Origin of the sequence: Paraburkholderia sp. (assembly GCF_028283785.1) — a bacterium.
Taxonomy (GTDB): Bacteria; Pseudomonadota; Gammaproteobacteria; order Burkholderiales; family Burkholderiaceae; genus Paraburkholderia.
Genome location: NZ_JAPWKB010000015.1, coordinates 97185 through 114218 on the forward strand (window position 1 = coordinate 97185; position 17034 = coordinate 114218).

Genomic DNA, 17034 nt, shown 5'->3' on the forward strand with positions numbered 1-17034 from the left:
ATGTCCGCATCCGCGCAATCACGACCGTCTCGCGCGCGCGCCCAGCGGGCCGCGTCCGGCACGATCTGCCGCTGGCTGCTGGGCGGCGAATGGCGCAGCCATCCGTGGCGCGCGGTGGTGGCATGGATCACCATCGCGCTCGGTGTCGCGCTCGGCTACGCGGTGCAACTGATCAATAGCGCGGCATTCACCGAATTTTCCGCCGCGACCCGAAGTCTGTCCGGCCAGGCGGACCTGCAGATTCGCGGCACCCAAAGCACGTTCGACGACAGCTGGTATCCACGGATCGCGACGATCGACGGCGTGGTCGCCGCGAGTCCCGTACTGAGCTTCGACGCCGCCGTGCCGGGCAGGAGCGAACCGTTGAACGTGATCGGTATCGACGTGTTTCGCGCCGCGAAGATCGCGCCGGACCTGCTCGGCGTACCCGCTGACAACCGCCCGCTCGACACGCTCGCGAGCGACACGATCTTCCTGTCCGCTGCCGCGCAATCCTGGCTCGGCGTGCATCCCGGCAGCGAACTCGCTTTGCGTTCCGGAACCGCGACGGTCGGGTTTCGCGTGGCGGGCGGCATCGTCCGGCCGCGTCCGGGCCAGCGCGTCGCGGTGATGGATATCGCTGCCGCGCAATGGCGATTTCACCGGCTCGGCCGGCTGTCGCGAATCGATCTTCAACTCGCGCGCGGCATCGACCGCGAACGCTTCAAGACGGATTTGCAGCGCGAACTCGGCGGCACGCTCGTGGTATCCGCGCCCGACGATATCGACGCACGCACCGACCAGCTATCCCGCGCGTATCGCGTCAACATGAACGTGCTGGCGCTGGTCGCGTTGTTTACCGGCGCGTTTCTGGTGTTTTCGACGCAGGCGCTCAGCGTCGTCAGACGGCGCTCGCAATTCGCGATGCTGCGCGTGCTCGGTTTCACGCGACGCGAGTTATTGCGGCAGGTGTTGATCGAAGGCGCGGTATTGGGCGCGGTGGGCGCGCTGGTCGGACTGGCCGCCGGATACGGCATGGCGAGTGTCGCGCTGCGCTTCTTCGGCAGCGATCTGGGCGGTGGCTACTTCCCGGGCGTGCAGCCGCATGCGCATTTCGAGCCGCTTGCGACCGCGATTTTCTTTGCGACGGGCTTCGCGGTGTCGGTGCTCGGCAGCCTCGCGCCCGCGCTCGAAGCCGCCCGCACGCCGCCGTCGGCCGCACTCAAAGCGGGCAGCGAAGAAAGCGCGCTGACGAAACTGCGCGCGCGCTGGCCGGCGCTGGCGTGTCTCGTGACGGCGGCGATCATGACGCGTCTGCCGCCTGTTTTCGACATGCCGCTGTTCGGTTATCTCGCGGTGGCGTTTCTGCTGATCGGCGGGATTGCATGGATGCCGCGCGTGACAGCCACCGTGTTCGGCGCGGCGACGGTATCGCCGCGCGCCCGTCGCGGAGTGACGTCCACGCTCGCGATCGCACGGCTTCGCAATGCGCCCGGCCAGGCGTCGATTGCACTGGGCGGCGTGCTGTCGAGCTTCGCGCTGATCGTCGCGATGGCGATCATGGTGGCGAGTTTCCGCGTATCCGTGACCGACTGGCTCGAACATCTTCTGTCCGCCGACCTCTATGCGCGCGTCGTGTCGAGCGCCGACACCGGCGGCCTCACACCCGATCAGCAAAGCGCGATAGCGCATGCGCCAGGCGTGCAACGCGCCGCGTTTTCGCGTTTCTCGCCACTGACCTTATCCGCGTCGCGGCCGCCGCTCGCGGTGATCGCGCGCGAGATCGACGCCGCCGACCCAGGCGCGAATCTCCAGATGACCGGCGCGACCTTGCCGCCGTCCGCGTTCCCGCCAAACGAAACGCCGATCTGGATCTCGGAAGCCGTCGTCGATCTTTACCGGATGCACGTCGGTCAACGGCTGTCGTTGCCGTTCGGCGGGCATGATCGACCGTTCGTGATTGCCGGCGTCTGGCGCGACTACGCCCGTCAAACCGGCGCAATCCAGATGCGTCTGAGCGACTATCGCTGGTTGACAGGCGACACCGTCGCCACCGACGTCGCCATCACGATCGCCCCGCACAATACGGTGGAAAACGTGATGTCGGCGCTTCGACATCTACCGTTCGGCGCAAGCCTCGAATTCTCGCAATCCGGCGACATTCGCGCACGCACGTTGACCATTTTCGACCGGAGCTTTGCGATTACTTATCTGCTCGAAGGCGTCGCCATCGTGATCGGATTGTTCGGCGTGGCGGCGACTTTTTCCGCGCAGGCGTTGGCGCGTTCCAAGGAGTTCGGGATGCTGCGCCATATCGGCGTCACGCGGCGTCAGGTGCTCGCCGTGCTCGCGAAAGAAGGCGCGCTGCTGACGGCGTTAGGCACGCTGACCGGCTTCGTGCTCGGGTTCGCGATCGCGTTGATCCTCGTCTACGTCGTCAATCCGCAGTCGTTTCACTGGACGATGTCGCTGCATGTTCCGTGGCACATTCTGTCGATCGTCGCGGCGCTGATGATGGTGTCGTCGTCGGCCACGGCGGTGATAGCCGGTCGTCGCGCGGTGTCGCAAGACGCCGTTCATGCCGTCAAGGAGGACTGGTAATGCGGGACGTACCGGACACACCGCAGAAGCGCGCAACGATGCGCACGATCGCGCGATCCGCCGCGATGATCGGGATGCTGCTTGGATGCGGGCTTTCCATCGCAACCATCGCAACCAGCGCCGCCGAACCGAGCGAACCGAGCGAACCGGCCGAACCGAAGTTCGAAGCGGTGGTAAGCGGTCGTCCGCTCGTGTTTCCGCAAGACATGGGTGCGCATCCGTCGTTCGGCACCGAATGGTGGTACGCGACCGGCTGGCTGACGACGCCCGACAACAAGCCGCTCGGTTTCCAGATCACGTTCTTCCGGTCCGCGACCGGACACGACAGCCACGATCCGGGCGCGTTCGCGCCGTCGCAACTGATCTTTGCGCACGCCGCGCTCAGCGATCCCGCCACCGGCCATCTGCAGCACGATCAACGGATCGCGCGGCAAGGCTTCGGCCTCGCCTATGCAAAAACCGGCGATACCGATCTCAAGCTCGATACATGGACAATGAAGCGTCACCCTGACGGCCGCTATACCGTCGATGCCGATGCGGGCCGCTTCAGGCTCGCGCTGACGTTCACGCCGACGCAACCCGTGTTGCTGCAAGGCGAGCGCGGATATTCGCAGAAAGGGCCGTTAGCGGCACAGGCGAGCTACTACTACAGCGAGCCGCAACTCGCGGTAAGCGGCAGCGTGACGCGCGAAACCCCAGGCAGTGACGGCGCGCAACACGCACGCGTCGACACCGCCGTCACGGGAAAAGCATGGCTCGACCATGAATGGTCGAGCACCTTGCTGAGTCCGGATGCGTCGGGTTGGGACTGGTTGGGCGCCAACCTCGACGACGGCAGTGCGCTGATGGCCTTCGTCGTCAGAAGCCGGCAAGGCGGCGTGATCTGGTCGCATGCGGTGCTTCGCGATCCGCGCGGCCAGATGCAATCGTTCGGGCCGGACAAGGTCGGCTTTACGCCGATCGAACGTTGGCGCTCGCCCCATACCGGCACCACGTATCCGGTCGGATCGTCGGTACGGACGGGTGACGATACGTGGACGCTCGCGCCGTTGATGGACGATCAGGAACTCGATTCGCGCGGCACCTCGGGTGCCGTGTATTGGGAAGGCGCAGTGCGTGTGTCGCGGGCCGGTCAACCGGTGGGTCACGGCTATCTGGAACTGACCGGCTATGACAAACCGATCGGCGTCAGGGGAAAATGATCGGGTTGCGACCACGCCAAAGAACCTGCCGGCACGCATCGGCCTGACCGCTTTTCACGCTGAAGCACGATGCGCGATGCGCGATGCAAAACGCACGATGCAATCCATAACATGCAACTCATCTGACGCACACCGAATGCCCGCTACTTTCGCTGAAACCGTAGAAACCCTGTTCGCCGAACTGACGCCGACATCCAAGCGAATCGCCAGCTATATGCTGGCCAATCTCGATCGCCTCGGACTCGAAACCGCAGGCGAGATCGCCGCGCAAACCAGCACGAGCGGCATTTCCGTCGGCCGGTTTTTGCGTAGCGTGGGTTATCGCAATCTCGACGATCTCAAGCGCGAACTGCGCGGCGCGCAACAGCGCCCGTGGCTGATTACCGACCGGCTCGACGCCTATCGCCGCGCGTCGGGTGCGGGCTCGGCGGGCGAAGCAGAACGCTCGGGCGCACCGGACGACACGACGCTCGACCGGTCGCTGTCGCTGGAGCTCGACGCGATCCAGCACGTCTATCAACTGGCGAAAACGCCGATGTTCGCGCGCATCGCCGACCAGATTTCGTCGGCCGACGCCGTCTATATTCTCGGCATCCAGTCCACGCGCGGCATCAGCAATGCGTTCTACAGCTACCTCGAATATATCCGTCCGCGCGTGTTCTATTCGGACGGCATGTCCGGCTCTTACGTCGATTCGCTGAACTCCGAATTCAAGTCGCCGTATCTGATCGTCACGGACACGCGCGCGTATTCGGCCATTGCACGCCGCTATGTCGAAGCCGCCGCGCAACGCAATTTACGCTGCGCGCTCGTCACCGATATTTACTGCCCGTGGGCGCGTGAAGTGCAATGCGATCTCTTGCAGGTCAAGACCGACGTCAGCCAGTTCTGGGACTCGCTGGCGCCGTTGACGTGTCTGTTCAATCTGCTGATTTCGGCGGTGGTCGAGCGGCTGGGCTCGACGATCGATACGCGGGTCGCCCGAAATCGCGCGCTGCAAGGCGAACTGGATCAGTTCGATCTCTAGCGGATGCCGCGACGTGCCGCCGCTTTGTGTTCGCGACGGCCGAAGCGCCGCTCAGTTCACCGACGAAACCGCCGTCGTGCGACGATTATCGAGGTCCTTGACCGCGGGCATCACCGCCGTGTCCCACGATGCAATCCCGTACGAACGCCATACCGGCGTTTGCGCGACATACACTTCGAACAACGGCGTGCCGGGTTGCAACGCGTCGTGCTGTTCGTTTTTCGAGTACAGCCAGCGCACTTCTTCCGGATAGTCTTCCGCGATTTCGGGACGCGAAAGCGTCGCGCGATCGATCACGATCATCCTGACGTCAGGATGCGTTTTCGCGTACTTTTTGAAATCGCCCTCGCCGCCGAACGTCGCTTGCCAGCGACGGCAATACAGGCAATCACGCGCCAGATGCACGACCAGCACCACCGGCTGTCCCTGCTGAACGCTGGCGTCGTGCAGACGTTGGGTCCAGGTGGTCAGCGCCTGCGAGGCGGTCGTGGTCGTGTTTGCCGTCGCGGTTGCGGTTGTGGAGACGTTGGACGTCGTGCTGTTCGTGTCGTCGTTCGCGTGGGCGAGCCGGGATGCAGCAGGCGCGATCATCAACGATGCGGCCAGTGCAAACGAAAGCGATAAACGCGACAACTGCGATAAACGCGATAAACGCGAAAAACGGAACGACCGCATGGCGACCTCAGGCAAAAGGCGTCGCAAGCAGACGCCAATGCACGCGTCTGCCCACCGCACGACATGCAAAGCATGAAAATGGAATCGGCTACAGAAGGGACAACGGCATTCCGGCGGAATACTTGAGGGGTGGCAGAAGGCGATCGCGCAACACGGCGCAACACGACGAAACCCGCAGCGTGTGAATTCAGTGCGATACGGGGATCACAAACGGGGTGGCAATCGGTAAAGTGAAGGCTCTCGCGTAAAACTTCGCAGGTCGCGAAGCCGCGCATCGACCGCTGCACTCACGCAAAAACACCATGACGCAATACGCTTTCCGTTTATTGAACGTGTTCGCCGAAGCCACTTTCGGCGGCAATCCGTTGTGCGTATTCGAAGACGCGCGCGGCATGGACGACGCGACGATGCAGGCGCTCGCGTTGCAGTTCAACCTGTCCGAAACGACCTTCGTCCTGCCGTCCGATGTGGCCGACGCGCACGTGCGGATCTTCACGCCCGGCTATGAAATGCGCTTTGCCGGTCACCCGACGCTCGGCACCGCGCACGTGGTGCGCGATATCGCCGGGACGGGCGATTCGCTGTCGCTGGAATTCAAGGCGGGCGTCGTGCCGGTCACCGCGCAAGCCGACATCTGGACCTTCACCGCGCCGCATTCCGGCGCACCGAAGACCGCGCCGGCCGGTCTCGCGGATGCCGACATCGCGTCGCTCGTCGGCTTGAAAGCGGACGATCTGGTCGGCGCGCCGATATGGGTCGATACCGGCGCGGACCAGTTGCTGATCGCGGTGAACAGCGTCGATGCGGTGCGTCGCGCGGTCCCCGATAACGCGCGAATGGCAATGTGGCCGCAAAGCAGTCTCGGTCGCAAAACCGCGTATGTCTTCGCGTTCGATCCGTCGCGCGACGGCCAGGTGGTTGCCCGCTATTTCTTCACGATGCAAGGCGGCGGCGTGGCGGAAGATCCGGGCACGGGTTCGGCATGCGCGAATCTGGGTGGCTGGCTGCTCGCGCGTGGTCATGCGCTGCCCGCCGCTTACCGCATCGATCAGGGCGAAGCGGTCAACCGGCCATGCCGGCTGCGGCTCTCGGTTCAGGCCGACGGCGCAATCGAGGTGGGTGGACGCGTGATCGAGATCGGACGCGGCGTGGTGACGGTGTAACTCAGATCAGCAGATCCCAACGCTGCGACCAGTCCACGTCTTCGTTGACGACGCGCCGTAATACCGCCAGCGCGGTATGCAAACTCGCCCGCGACGATGCACGTGGATACACCACGTACACCGGATACGAAAACTCGGGCGCTTCGCTGACGCGCTCCAGCACGCCCTGCTCCAGATAACTTCGCACCACGCGGTTCCGGAAATAACCCGCGCCGCCGAACTGAAGAATGTATTGAAGCGCCAACGGCCCGAGATTGAAATACAACGACGATTTCGCGTACTCCGGTAACGCAATATCGTGCTGTTTGCGAAAGCCCGGTCCCCAATCCACGTACACATACGAACCGCGCTTTTGCGCCGTGCGAACCTGCACGAGTTTCTCTTCGACCACCTCTTCGATCTGGATACCCGCGACATATTCCGGGCCGTACACCAGCGCCGCATCGAGCACACCGCTGCGCACTTTTTGCTGAAGCGTCGCGCCGTCCGCGACCTCCGCGCGAATCGCATAACCGTCGAGTTCCTGACGCAAGCGCGCGGCCCAGTTCAAGACCAGCGGATTCGCGAGACTGGTTTCCGCGCCGAACGTGAAGACGTCGTCGTAGCCGCTCGGCAAAGGCAGATCGCGCCGCGCCGCTTCCCAGGTTTGCACCAGCTGGCTCGCATAGCCGAGAAACTTCTCGCCGTCGGTGGTGAGCTTCGCGCCGGCCTTATTGCGCTCGAACAACCGGCAATTCAGCAGCGATTCGAGATTCTTGATGCGCGCCGTGACGGCCGTTTGCGTCACATGCAATTGCGCCGCGGCCGAAATCAGGCTGCCCGCCTTGGCGACCTGAAGAAACGTGCGCGCGAGTTCGATGTCCATGGAAACGCATCGTCAGAAGAGTCGTCACGCGGCACATGCCGCACGAAATGGGCACATCAACGGCCGACTTATTATCAAAGTTTTTGCTATGAACACGCAATAAGTTTAATTTGCGGACATCTCGACGCAATGCTTAAATGAAATCGGAGCAACGTTGCGGTACTTTCCAGGCCGTCAGGCTCGAGAGTGGCGCGCTGGAGCGTTGCGGCGACACGCATGGCAGGCTGTTCGCAAGCTGCGGTCGCTATCCTTCGAGACACTTACTCTTCGTTAATGGCAGGAGCATCGAAATGGACGTCGGCACAATGATCATCATGGCGATCGCGTTGATCGGCGCCGGCGCGGCTGCCACGTACATGCTGGCGATCACGATCCCGCAAGACGTGATGCAACACGCGCAGGATCACGGCAGGTTCGCCGGCCTCACGGCGGACATCGAAGCGGAAAGCGTCGACGTGTCGGTCCGGCCGCCGGTCGCGAAGCCCGGCTTTCGCGCGCCCGACACGGCGCGTTGAAGCGCCCCGCGTAGCCGCCACCATCGCCATAATCGCTGCAATCGCTGCAACTGCAGCAATTTCACTGCTGACGCGCGTCAGCCGGATCGAGGGCCGCGCGTCCCTACCGTTGTAATGTTGGCTCGCAACGCTGCAACGCGAGTAAAAAACGCCATGCTGCACTCGCAGCATCGGCCGCCATCGCCCGGTTGCGGGCACTTTGACGGCTTTCGGCGCATCCGTATCCCCATCCCCGTTTATCCGATGCCCCCCTCGCCGCACCGCACGCCACCGTGCGCGGCGTCGTGCACGTCATCGATTCGCAGTCCGCTAACGCAATCTCCCGCACCCGTTACACGGCGTAGGCACACGCATTGCTCAGACGCTTCCGGCAGGCTCGTTTCGCGCCGGACCGCCTTCCTCGAATTGCCTCGTTGACTTACTGCTCAGGTGCTTACTTGCCGCTCAACATCTTGATGGTTGCATCGGAAGCCGTGCCGCTCGCCAAAAGCGGCGGACTCGGCGACATGGTCAGCGCATACAGCGCCGCGTTGCGCGATTCCGGCGTCGAAACCTCGATCCTGATGCCCGCCTACCCGGCCGCACTCGAACAGATCGGCGGCGGCACGCCGGTCGCGCGTCTGTCGGGCTTGCCGGGCGGCGACGGCGTGCTGATTCGCGCGCATATGCCGGATACGGGCGTGCCCGTGTTGCTGTTGCGAATGGATCATCTGTTCGCACGCGACGGCCTGTATCGCGACGAAAACGGCCGCGACTATATCGACAATCTGGTGCGTTTCGCGTCGCTGGCTGCGGCTGCGGCGCGGATTGCGCAAGGCGTGCGCGGCATCAAGCGGCCCGACGTCGTCCACGCGCACGACTGGCACGCCGGTTTGACGCCGCTCTTCATGAAGCTCGCGGGCGTGAAAGCGCGCAGCGTCTTCACGATTCATAACCTCGCTTTTCAGGGCAACTATCCGCGCGCGATGGGCGGCTGGATCGGCGTGCCGCCGGAACTGCTGGTGCCGGCACCGCTCGACGATCGCAGCATCGAGTTCTATGACACGCTCAGCCTGATGAAAGCGGGCATCGTCCACGCGGATCGGGTCACCACGGTCAGCGAACGCTATGCGCGGGAAATCCTGACCGAACGCTTCGGTCACCGGATGGAAGGCGTGTTGCATTCGGTCGCGTCGCGCCTGTCCGGAATCACCAACGGCATCAATACAGCAGCATGGAATCCAGCCACCGATCCGTTGATCGCGCGTTCGTATTCGGTTGAGAACGTCGCAGGGAAGCACGCGTGCAAGCGCGAATTGCAACGCGCGTTCGGCCTTGCGCGCGAGCCGTTCGCGCCGCTGGTCGCGATCGGCAGCCGACTGACCGAACAGAAGATGGCCGATGTGGTCGCGGATGCGATTCCGCATTTGCTGTCGCGCGATTCGCGGGTGCAATTCGCGATTCTCGGTCAGGGCGAAGCGCATCTCGAACAGCAGATGCGCGCGTTGGCCGCGCAGTGGCCGGGCCGGGTCGGGGTGAAGATCGGCTATGACGAGACGGCCGCGCACGGACTGCACGCGGGCGCCGACATGCTGCTGCACGCGAGCCGATTCGAACCGTGCGGCCTCACGCAACTGTATGCAATGCGCTACGGCACGGTGCCGGTGGCGTCGCGGGTCGGCGGTCTGGCGGACACGATTTCCGACTACTCGCTCGACCTCGGCCGCAGCGGCGCGGCGACCGGCTTTCTGTTCGAACGCGAAACCGTGGACGGTGTGATCGGCGCAATGGAGCGCTCGCTTGCCGCGTTCGGCAATCCGTCGCTGTGGCATGCGTTGCAACGCAATGCGATGCAGCGCGATTCGAGCTGGGCCGTACCGGTCGCGCGCTATACGAAGCTCTACACGTCGTTGACGGATGCCCGTCCGGCAACGACACGCCGCAGAAAAGTGGACGCGCCCGACACGCCGACGTTCGTCGATGAACGCGCGGCAATGGCAGCAGGTTGAATCGCCATTGCCCGACGCAAGAACCGCATAAAGGACACGACAATGAAACTCCCGACTCCCGCCTCGACGAATGCCACCCACGCTGCGCGCCGCACGTGGAACTCGCCCGCCATCGACGGCGATCAGTCCGGCATGATCGATACCATCACCCTGTGCCTCGTGGCCGCTACCGTCATCATTCTCGCGTTGACGGTGTACGTGGCGTGGCCGATATTCGCCGGACTGTTCGCCACCGCCGCCGACATGCTGAAAAACGTGCTCGCGTTCAGCCTGGGGCTCGGCATTCCCGCCATTGCGTCGATCAGCGCGCATCGCACGCTGCGCGACTTGCGTCGCGAGCGTGCGGGTGAGCGCGGTTGAAACACCCACGCAAACCGGCCGCCGCGACGGCGGTCCGGGCCGCGATCAGGCGGCCTGCGCTTTGAGCGGTGCAGACGCCGCCACCGCCGTATGCTGCGCAACGCCTTCGCGCAACTTGATCAGCGCCAGCACGGTGTCGATGGTTGGTGTGGGATGGCCGACCAGCCGCGCCATCTCCTGAACTACCGTCAGCAATGGGTCGATTTCCATCGGACGGCCCGCTTCGAGATCCTGAAGCATCGAGGTTTTATGTGCGCCGACCGCACCCGCGCCGTCGATGCGACGCTCGATATCGACGCGAAAATGCACGCCGAAACGATCCGCCACCGACTTCGCTTCCGACATCATCGTGCGTGCGACGTCACGCGTACCGACGTTGCTGGTGATGACGTCGAGCGTGGCATGGGTCAATGCGCTGATCGGGTTCAGACACAGATTGCCCCATAATTTAAGCCATATTTCATCGCGGATATTGTCGCGGATCGGCGCTTCGAGACCGCCCGCGACCATCGCATCGTGCAGCGCCTGAATGCGCGGCGTGGTTTCGCCGTTCGGCTCGCCGATCGGAAACTTCTTGCCGTACACGTGACGGATCACGCCCGGCTCGACGATTTCCGCCGCCGGATACAGCACGCAACCGATCGCGCGTTCGGGACCGAGGTCGCGCCATTGCTTGCCGCCCGGATCGATGCTGTCGAGCGTCGTGCCGGCGAACTCGCCGCCATGCTGGTAGAAATACCAGTACGGAATGCCGTTCACCGCCGTGACGACCGCGGTTTCGGGGCCGAGCAAGGGCTGCATGGAATCGACCACGCCCGGCACCGAATGCGCCTTCAGCGCGATGATCACGTAGTCTTGCGGACCGAGGTCCGCCGGGTTCGACGCGCACCGAAGATTGATCACGCGCTCGCCTTCGTCGGTCAGCAGCCGCACGCCGTTGCGCTGCATCGCGGCGAGATGCGGCCCACGCGCGACGAAACTCACTTCGGCTCCGCCCGTCGCGAGTTGCGCGCCCATGTAAGCGCCGATCGCGCCTGCACCATAAATACAGATCTTCATTTGCCTACTCCACTGTCATCATGTAACCGGTGACTGCCGCCGCGCGCGCATGGCCTGCGCTGCGCACGCTAGGCGGCGAGTTGCTTCAGCAACGCATCGACACTGCCCTTCGCGTCGCCGAACAGCATTCGCGTGTTGTCCTTGTAAAAGAGCGGATTGTCGACACCTGCATAGCCCGCCGCCATGCTCCGTTTCGACACCACGACCGTGCGCGCCTTCCACACTTCGAGCACCGGCATGCCGGCAATCGGGCTGCCCGGATCTTCGAGCGCGCCCGGATTGACGATGTCGTTCGCGCCGATCACCAGCACCACGTCGGTGTTGTGGAAGTCTTCGTTGATCTCGTCCATTTCGAGCACGATGTCGTACGGTACTTTCGCTTCGGCCAGCAGCACGTTCATATGTCCCGGCAAACGCCCCGCCACCGGATGAATGCCGAAGCGCACACGCACGCCGAGACCGGTCAGCTTGCGGGTGATTTCGCTGATCGTCGTCTGCGCCTGGGCGACCGCCATCCCGTAACCCGGCACGATGATGACTTCGGAAGCCTCGCGCAGAATCGTGCAGACTTCGTCGATCGACGTCGCGATCACTTCGCCTTCGATCGCGGCCGAACTGCTTGCCGTCGTCGCGCCGAAGCCGCCCAGAATCACCGACAAAAAGCTGCGATTCATCGCGCGGCACATGATGTAACTCAGAATCGCCCCGCTCGATCCCACCAGCGCGCCTGTCGTGATCAGCAGATCGTTGTTGAGCATGAAACCGGTTGCCGCTGCCGCCCAGCCGGAATAGCTGTTCAGCATCGAGACCACCACCGGCATGTCGGCGCCGCCGATCGCCATCACCAGATGCAAGCCGAGCACGATCGCCAGCACGATCATCGCGATCAGCGCGACGATGCCGTCCGCTTGCGTCGGCGCGGTCATGAAGCGATAGCCGAGCGCGATGCACGCGAACACGATCACCAGATTCAACGCGTGACGGCCGGGAATCATCAGCGGCTTGCCGCTCAGCGTGCCTTGCAGTTTCAGGAACGCGACGATCGAACCGGCAAAGGTGATCGTGCCGATCAGCACGCCCAGATAGATTTCGCACTGGTGAATCGCGATCTCCGTCGTGTCGGTCAGTACGGGCGGTGCGAGGTAGTTGTTGAAACCGATCAGCACAGCCGCGAGCCCGACGAAGCTGTGCAGCACGGCGACCAGTTGCGGCATTTGCGTCATCTCGACGCGTTTGGCCAGCAGCGCCCCGGCTCCGCCGCCGACCACCGCCGCGCCCAGCACGATCTCGAAGCCCGCCCCGCGCGCGATCAGCAGCGTCGCGATAATGGCGATCACCATTCCCGCGACGCCGTACAGGTTGCCGCGCCGCGCGCTCGGCAGGATGACTCAGGCCGCGCAAGCTGAGGATGAACAGCGAGGCTGCGCCAAGGTAAGCAATATTGCCAATTCCGTTCAGCATGGATTCACCTCAGTTTCGCTGGAACATCTTCAACATCCGGTGGGTCACGAGGAACCCGCCTGCGATGTTGATCGTGGCGACAAGCAGCGCGAGTCCGGCCAGCACGCTGACCAGCGTGCTCGACGTGCCCAGTTGCAGCACCGCGCCGATCACGATGATCCCGCTGATCGCATTCGTCACGCTCATCAACGGCGTATGCAACGCGGCGGTCACGTTCCAGACCACCTGATAGCCGACGAACACGGCCAGCACAAACACCGTCAGATGCGCGACGAACGCGCTCGGCGCAACCGCGCCCAGCGCCAGCAGCGCAATCGCGCCGACCACCAGCACCGCCAGGCCCACGCCGCTTTTTGCAGGCTTGTCCGCGGCCTGACCCGCATGCGCGCCATGTGCGGGTTTCGCCGCCGACGCAGCGGGTTTGTGCGCGGCGATCGCCTGGATTTTCATCGGCGGGGGCGGCCAGCTGATCGCGCCGTCGTGGACCACGGTCGCGCCGCGCATCACGTCGTCTTCCATATCGATGCGCGGTTCGCCGTCTTTGTTCGGCGTCAGATCGGTCAGCAGATGACGGATATTGGTGCCGTACAACTGGCTCGATTGCGTCGCCATGCGGCTCGGCAAATCCGTATAACCGATGATCGACACGCCGTGCGCAACCGTCACTTCGCCTGGTTTCGTCAGCTCGCAATTGCCGCCCTGCTCAGCCGCCATATCGACGATCACGCTGCCCGCGCGCATGCTCGCCACCATCTCCGCCGTGATCAGTTTCGGCGCGGGCTTGCCGGGAATCAGCGCGGTCGTCACGATGATGTCGACCTCTTTCGCCTGCGCGGCGAACAGCGCCATTTCCGCTTCGATGAATGCGGCGCTCATCTGTTTCGCATACCCGCCGCTGCCGCCGCCTTCCTCTTCGAAATCCAGCGTGAGGAATTCGGCGCCCATGCTTTGCACCTGCTGCTCGACTTCGGGACGCGTATCGAAGGCGCGTACAACCGCACCGAGACCGCGCGCCGCGCCGATCGCAGCCAGACCCGCGACACCGGCGCCGATCACCATCATCCTGGCGGGCGGCATCTTGCCCGCAGCGGTGATCTGGCCGGTGAACAGGCGGCCGAAATGCTGCGCGGCTTCGATCACCGCGCGATAGCCGGCCATATTCGCCATCGAACTCAACGCATCGAGCTTCTGCGCGCGCGAGATGCGCGGCACGCAATCCATCGCGAGCGCGTTGACACCGGCTGCGGCGAGCCGTTTCAGCAGATCGGGATTTTGCGCGGGCCAGAGGAAGCTGATCAGCGTCGTGCCTGGTTTGAGCAGCGTGGTTTCGTCGACGCCCAGCGCGGCGTTGAACCCAGGCGCGCGGACCTTGATCACGACTTCCGCATTCGCCCACAGCGCGAGCGTGTCGTCGACGATCTGTGCGCCCGCTGCGCGATACGCGTCGTCATCGAACGACGCCGCGAGTCCCGCGCCGCTTTCGACCGTGACGTCGAAACCGAGCTTGCGCAATTGCCCGACCGTTTCCGGCGTGGCCGCGACCCGTCGTTCGCCCGCGAAAATTTCGCGTGGCACTGCGATGGTCATAGCCATAGCGGCGCTCCTCCGATACAACGCGTGCCGCTGGCACGCGTGAAGCGTATCCACGATGTCATGCTTGTCTCCGAGATGGTTTTTCTGTGCGGCTGACGCGGTAAAGCGGCTCGCGTCGCCTGAAACTGGACCTGACTACGGCGTGGTACGCCGTCAGATCGCGCCGGCCGCGCGCAACGCGCTGACCTGTTCCGGCGAATAACCGATTTCCGCCATCACTTCGTCGGTGTGTTCGCCGAGCAGCGGCGAGCGCGTGACGTCGGTCGGACTGTCGGACAGCTTGATCGGATTGCCCACCGTCAGATACTTGCCGCGCACCGGATGATCGACTTCGACGATCGTCCCCGTCTTGCGCAGCGACGGCTCTTCCGCGATCTCTTTCATCGACAGGATCGGTCCGCACGGTATGTCGTATTTATTGAGGATTTCCATCGCCTCGAACTTGGTCTTCGTCATCGTCCAGCGTTCGATTTCCGCGAAGATGTCCTTAAGATGCGGCAGTCGCGCAGCGGGCGTCGCGTAGTCGGGATGGGTCGCCCATTCTTCCTTGCCGATCACGTTGCAGATCTTCGTCCACACCGGCGCCTGCGTGATGAAGTAGATGTACGCGTTCGGATCGTGCTCCCAGCCCTTGCACTTCAGGATCCAGCCCGGCTGACCGCCGCCCGACGCGTTGCCCGCGCGCGGCACCGCTTCGCCGAACGTGCCGTTCGGATGCTGCGGATATTCGCGCATCACACCGGTCCGTTCGAGCCGCTGCTGGTCGCGCAGTTTCACGCGGCACAGGTTCAGCACGCCGTCCTGCATCGCCGCCAGCACTTTCTGGCCACGGCCGGTGTGGGTGCGCTGGTACAGCGCCGTGACGATGCCCAGCGCCAGATGCAGCCCGGTGCCGCTGTCGCCGATCTGCGCACCCGTCACGACCGGCGGGCCGTCGTCGAAACCCGTGGTGGATGCCGCGCCGCCGACGCATTGCGCAACGTTCTCGTAGACCTTGCAGTCCTCGTACGGTCCCGGTCCAAAGCCCTTCACCGACGCGACGATCATCTTCGGATTCAGCTCCTGAATCCGCTCCCACGTAAAACCCATCCGGTCCAGCGCGCCCGGCGCGAAGTTCTCGACCAGCACGTCGCAGGTCTGGATCAGCGCTTCGAGTACGAGCTTGCCTTCGGGATTCTTCGTGTCGATCGTCACCGAACGCTTGTTGTGATTGAGCATCGTGAAATACAGGCTGTCGGCCTCGGGAATATCACGCAACTGCTCGCGCGTGATATCCCCGGCGCCGGCGCGCTCCACCTTGATCACGTCGGCGCCGAACCATGCGAGCAACTGCGTGCACGTCGGTCCCGACTGCACGTGCGTGAAGTCGAGAATGCGAACTCCGTCCAATGCCTTGGCCATGCCACGTCTCCCTTATCGATTGCTGTATTCGCTGCGTGCTGCCCCGGCGCGGCCATCTCGTGCGGCGCGTCCGTCACGTTGATATGTGATATATCGTATTTTTACAATCGACCTTAAGCAAGCTTTTTCGACCGGATCGGGTTGGGGGGAAACCCTGTCAGCGTCAATGCCGACGGGCTTTTAAAGGCTTGCTGAATGACGGTTTCCAGATGCGACGAAGCCTCGCGAAACGCGTTCGAAAACGCGCCGCGAGGCTTCCTGATACATCACTGCGATCGACTGGCGCCGGCGCGCCGCGTGGCGTTACCGGCCGCGTTACTGCGCGACTTCCAGCGACGCGTTCGACCCTTTCAGCATCGCCAGCGCGACACCGCGCGCGGCTGCAATCGCCGCGGCTTCGCTTTCGAACACCGCATGTTCGACGACCTGCTGAAACGGCAATACATCGACCGGCGCATCGCTGCCGTCCTCGTGCGCGTGAATCGCCGCGAATGCGGCCCACGCGCCGTTATGAATGAACTGCATCGCCGATAGCTCGACTTCGTACGGCCCAAGGATTTCCACGCGCATCGAATTGCTCCTTGCAGGCGGCCGTGCCGCCGGGTGCGTCATGCGTTCGCTTGTGCTTCCAGTTCCGTGACGCGCTTGCGCAGCGCCCGCTCTTCCTGGAAGCGGCTGGTTTCGTCACGGATCACCGCGACGATGCCGGTCAGTTCGTGCGCCGGCGAGTACAGCAATGCCACCGTAAAAGCGATGGAAAGCGAACGGCCCTGGCTGTCGATTGCCGGGACACGCAAGACGTCGTTGCCATACCGCGTCTGTCCGCTTGCCATGGTCTTTTGATAACCGTCCCAATGACGGCCGCGCAGCCGCTCGGGAATGATCAGATCCAGCGACTTTCCGAGCGCTTCAGCCTCGGTGAAACCGAACATCCGCTCTGCGGCCGGATTCCATAAAGTGATTGCACCACTCGCATCGGAGATGACGATGGCGTCGCCGATCGCCGACACCAGTTGCGCGTAATCGATGCCTGTTTCCATCGCACGCCTCGAATTCGAAGACCCCATTTTCAGACAACGAACAGCGCCCGCGATGGGCGCTGTTTCGCTGTTTCCCAACTTCTGTGTTCGTCAGTCGCGTCGCAT

At 63.6% G+C, this 17034-nt stretch carries 14 protein-coding genes and 1 pseudogene; 7 read left to right on the forward strand and 8 right to left on the reverse strand.

Going from position 1 to position 17034, the window contains the following annotated elements; all coding sequences use genetic code 11:
* The 3 genes from PW947_RS18400 (at position 1) to sapR (ending at position 4809) form a co-directional block, all read left to right on the forward strand.
* Complete coding sequence (locus tag PW947_RS18400) at positions 1-2580, forward strand: FtsX-like permease family protein (protein ID WP_299633791.1); 2580 nt, start codon at positions 1-3, stop codon at positions 2578-2580.
* The gene (locus PW947_RS18405; protein ID WP_299633792.1) at positions 2580-3782 is read left to right on the forward strand and encodes a carotenoid 1,2-hydratase; all 1203 of its coding nucleotides are present in this window, start codon (positions 2580-2582) and stop codon (positions 3780-3782) included. Before PW947_RS18400 ends, PW947_RS18405 begins: the two co-directional genes overlap by 1 nt.
* 136 nt (positions 3783-3918) lie before the next feature.
* Positions 3919-4809 carry a sap1 transcriptional regulator SapR gene (sapR, locus tag PW947_RS18410; protein WP_299633793.1) on the forward strand — a complete coding sequence of 297 codons (891 nt, stop codon included), beginning with the start codon at positions 3919-3921 and terminating at the stop codon, positions 4807-4809.
* Between the two features lie 51 nt (positions 4810-4860).
* On the opposite strand, the gene PW947_RS18415 is transcribed toward sapR, so the two are convergent.
* Positions 4861-5484, reverse strand: a complete 624-nt coding sequence (locus tag PW947_RS18415) for a hypothetical protein (RefSeq protein WP_299633794.1) — start codon at positions 5482-5484, stop codon at positions 4861-4863.
* A 302-nt stretch (positions 5485-5786) separates the two neighbouring features.
* On the opposite strand from PW947_RS18415, the gene PW947_RS18420 reads away from it, so the two are divergent.
* The gene (locus PW947_RS18420) at positions 5787-6647 is read left to right on the forward strand and encodes a PhzF family phenazine biosynthesis protein (protein ID WP_299633795.1); all 861 of its coding nucleotides are present in this window, start codon (positions 5787-5789) and stop codon (positions 6645-6647) included.
* Between the two features lies 1 nt (position 6648).
* Here the strand turns inward: PW947_RS18420 and PW947_RS18425 are convergent, their stop codons facing one another.
* Entirely contained in the window at positions 6649-7512 is an 864-nt protein-coding gene (locus PW947_RS18425) for a LysR family transcriptional regulator (RefSeq protein ID WP_299633796.1), read from the reverse strand.
* 290 nt (positions 7513-7802) lie between these two features.
* On the opposite strand from PW947_RS18425, the gene PW947_RS18430 reads away from it, so the two are divergent.
* The 3 genes from PW947_RS18430 (at position 7803) to PW947_RS18440 (ending at position 10375) form a co-directional block, all read left to right on the forward strand.
* Entirely contained in the window at positions 7803-8027 is a 225-nt protein-coding gene (locus tag PW947_RS18430; RefSeq protein WP_299633797.1) for a hypothetical protein, read from the forward strand.
* 437 nt (positions 8028-8464) lie between these two features.
* Positions 8465-10015, forward strand: coding sequence for a glycogen synthase GlgA (gene glgA / locus PW947_RS18435; protein ID WP_299633798.1), 1551 nt, complete (start codon positions 8465-8467; stop codon positions 10013-10015).
* A gap of 42 nt (positions 10016-10057) precedes the next feature.
* Positions 10058-10375, forward strand: coding sequence for a hypothetical protein (locus PW947_RS18440; RefSeq protein WP_299633799.1), 318 nt, complete (start codon positions 10058-10060; stop codon positions 10373-10375).
* 45 nt (positions 10376-10420) lie between these two features.
* Here PW947_RS18440 and PW947_RS18445 read toward each other — a convergent pair whose 3' ends face one another.
* The 6 genes and pseudogenes from PW947_RS18445 to PW947_RS18470 all read right to left on the reverse strand — a co-directional run bounded on the left by PW947_RS18445 (position 10421) and on the right by PW947_RS18470 (position 16929).
* Entirely contained in the window at positions 10421-11434 is a 1014-nt protein-coding gene (locus PW947_RS18445) for a 2-dehydropantoate 2-reductase (protein WP_299633800.1), read from the reverse strand.
* Positions 11435-11502: 68 nt separating this feature from the next.
* Positions 11503-12895, reverse strand: a pseudogene (locus tag PW947_RS18450) (NAD(P)(+) transhydrogenase (Re/Si-specific) subunit beta).
* Positions 12896-12904: 9 nt separating this feature from the next.
* The gene (locus PW947_RS18455) at positions 12905-14488 is read right to left on the reverse strand and encodes a Re/Si-specific NAD(P)(+) transhydrogenase subunit alpha (protein WP_299633801.1); all 1584 of its coding nucleotides are present in this window, start codon (positions 14486-14488) and stop codon (positions 12905-12907) included.
* Between the two features lie 153 nt (positions 14489-14641).
* Positions 14642-15889 (reverse strand): formyl-CoA transferase, encoded by a 1248-nt coding sequence (gene frc / locus PW947_RS18460; protein WP_299633802.1) that lies wholly within the window; start codon positions 15887-15889, stop codon positions 14642-14644.
* A 315-nt stretch (positions 15890-16204) separates the two neighbouring features.
* The gene (locus tag PW947_RS18465) at positions 16205-16459 is read right to left on the reverse strand and encodes a hypothetical protein (protein WP_299633803.1); all 255 of its coding nucleotides are present in this window, start codon (positions 16457-16459) and stop codon (positions 16205-16207) included.
* Between the two features lie 38 nt (positions 16460-16497).
* A complete protein-coding gene (locus PW947_RS18470; RefSeq protein WP_299633804.1) occupies positions 16498-16929 on the reverse strand; it encodes a PAS domain-containing protein in 432 nt (143 codons plus the stop codon).
* Positions 16930-17034 lie beyond the last annotated feature (105 nt).

Excerpts from the sequence above, each read along its gene's own strand:
- PW947_RS18455 (WP_299633801.1), bottom strand. The coding sequence starts at position 14,488 with ATGGCTATGACCATCGCAGTGCCACGCGAAATTTTCGCGGGCGAACGA.
- frc (WP_299633802.1), bottom strand. The coding sequence starts at position 15,889 with ATGGCCAAGGCATTGGACGGAGTTCGCATTCTCGACTTCACGCACGTG.
- sapR (WP_299633793.1), top strand. The coding sequence starts at position 3,919 with ATGCCCGCTACTTTCGCTGAAACCGTAGAAACCCTGTTCGCCGAACTG.
- PW947_RS18440 (WP_299633799.1), top strand. The coding sequence starts at position 10,058 with ATGAAACTCCCGACTCCCGCCTCGACGAATGCCACCCACGCTGCGCGC.
- PW947_RS18420 (WP_299633795.1), top strand. The coding sequence starts at position 5,787 with ATGACGCAATACGCTTTCCGTTTATTGAACGTGTTCGCCGAAGCCACT.
- PW947_RS18405 (WP_299633792.1), top strand. The coding sequence starts at position 2,580 with ATGCGGGACGTACCGGACACACCGCAGAAGCGCGCAACGATGCGCACG.
- PW947_RS18430 (WP_299633797.1), top strand. The coding sequence starts at position 7,803 with ATGGACGTCGGCACAATGATCATCATGGCGATCGCGTTGATCGGCGCC.
- PW947_RS18400 (WP_299633791.1), top strand. The coding sequence starts at position 1 with ATGTCCGCATCCGCGCAATCACGACCGTCTCGCGCGCGCGCCCAGCGG.
- PW947_RS18415 (WP_299633794.1), bottom strand. The coding sequence starts at position 5,484 with ATGCGGTCGTTCCGTTTTTCGCGTTTATCGCGTTTATCGCAGTTGTCG.
- PW947_RS18425 (WP_299633796.1), bottom strand. The coding sequence starts at position 7,512 with ATGGACATCGAACTCGCGCGCACGTTTCTTCAGGTCGCCAAGGCGGGC.
- PW947_RS18445 (WP_299633800.1), bottom strand. The coding sequence starts at position 11,434 with ATGAAGATCTGTATTTATGGTGCAGGCGCGATCGGCGCTTACATGGGC.
- PW947_RS18465 (WP_299633803.1), bottom strand. The coding sequence starts at position 16,459 with ATGCGCGTGGAAATCCTTGGGCCGTACGAAGTCGAGCTATCGGCGATG.
- PW947_RS18470 (WP_299633804.1), bottom strand. The coding sequence starts at position 16,929 with ATGGAAACAGGCATCGATTACGCGCAACTGGTGTCGGCGATCGGCGAC.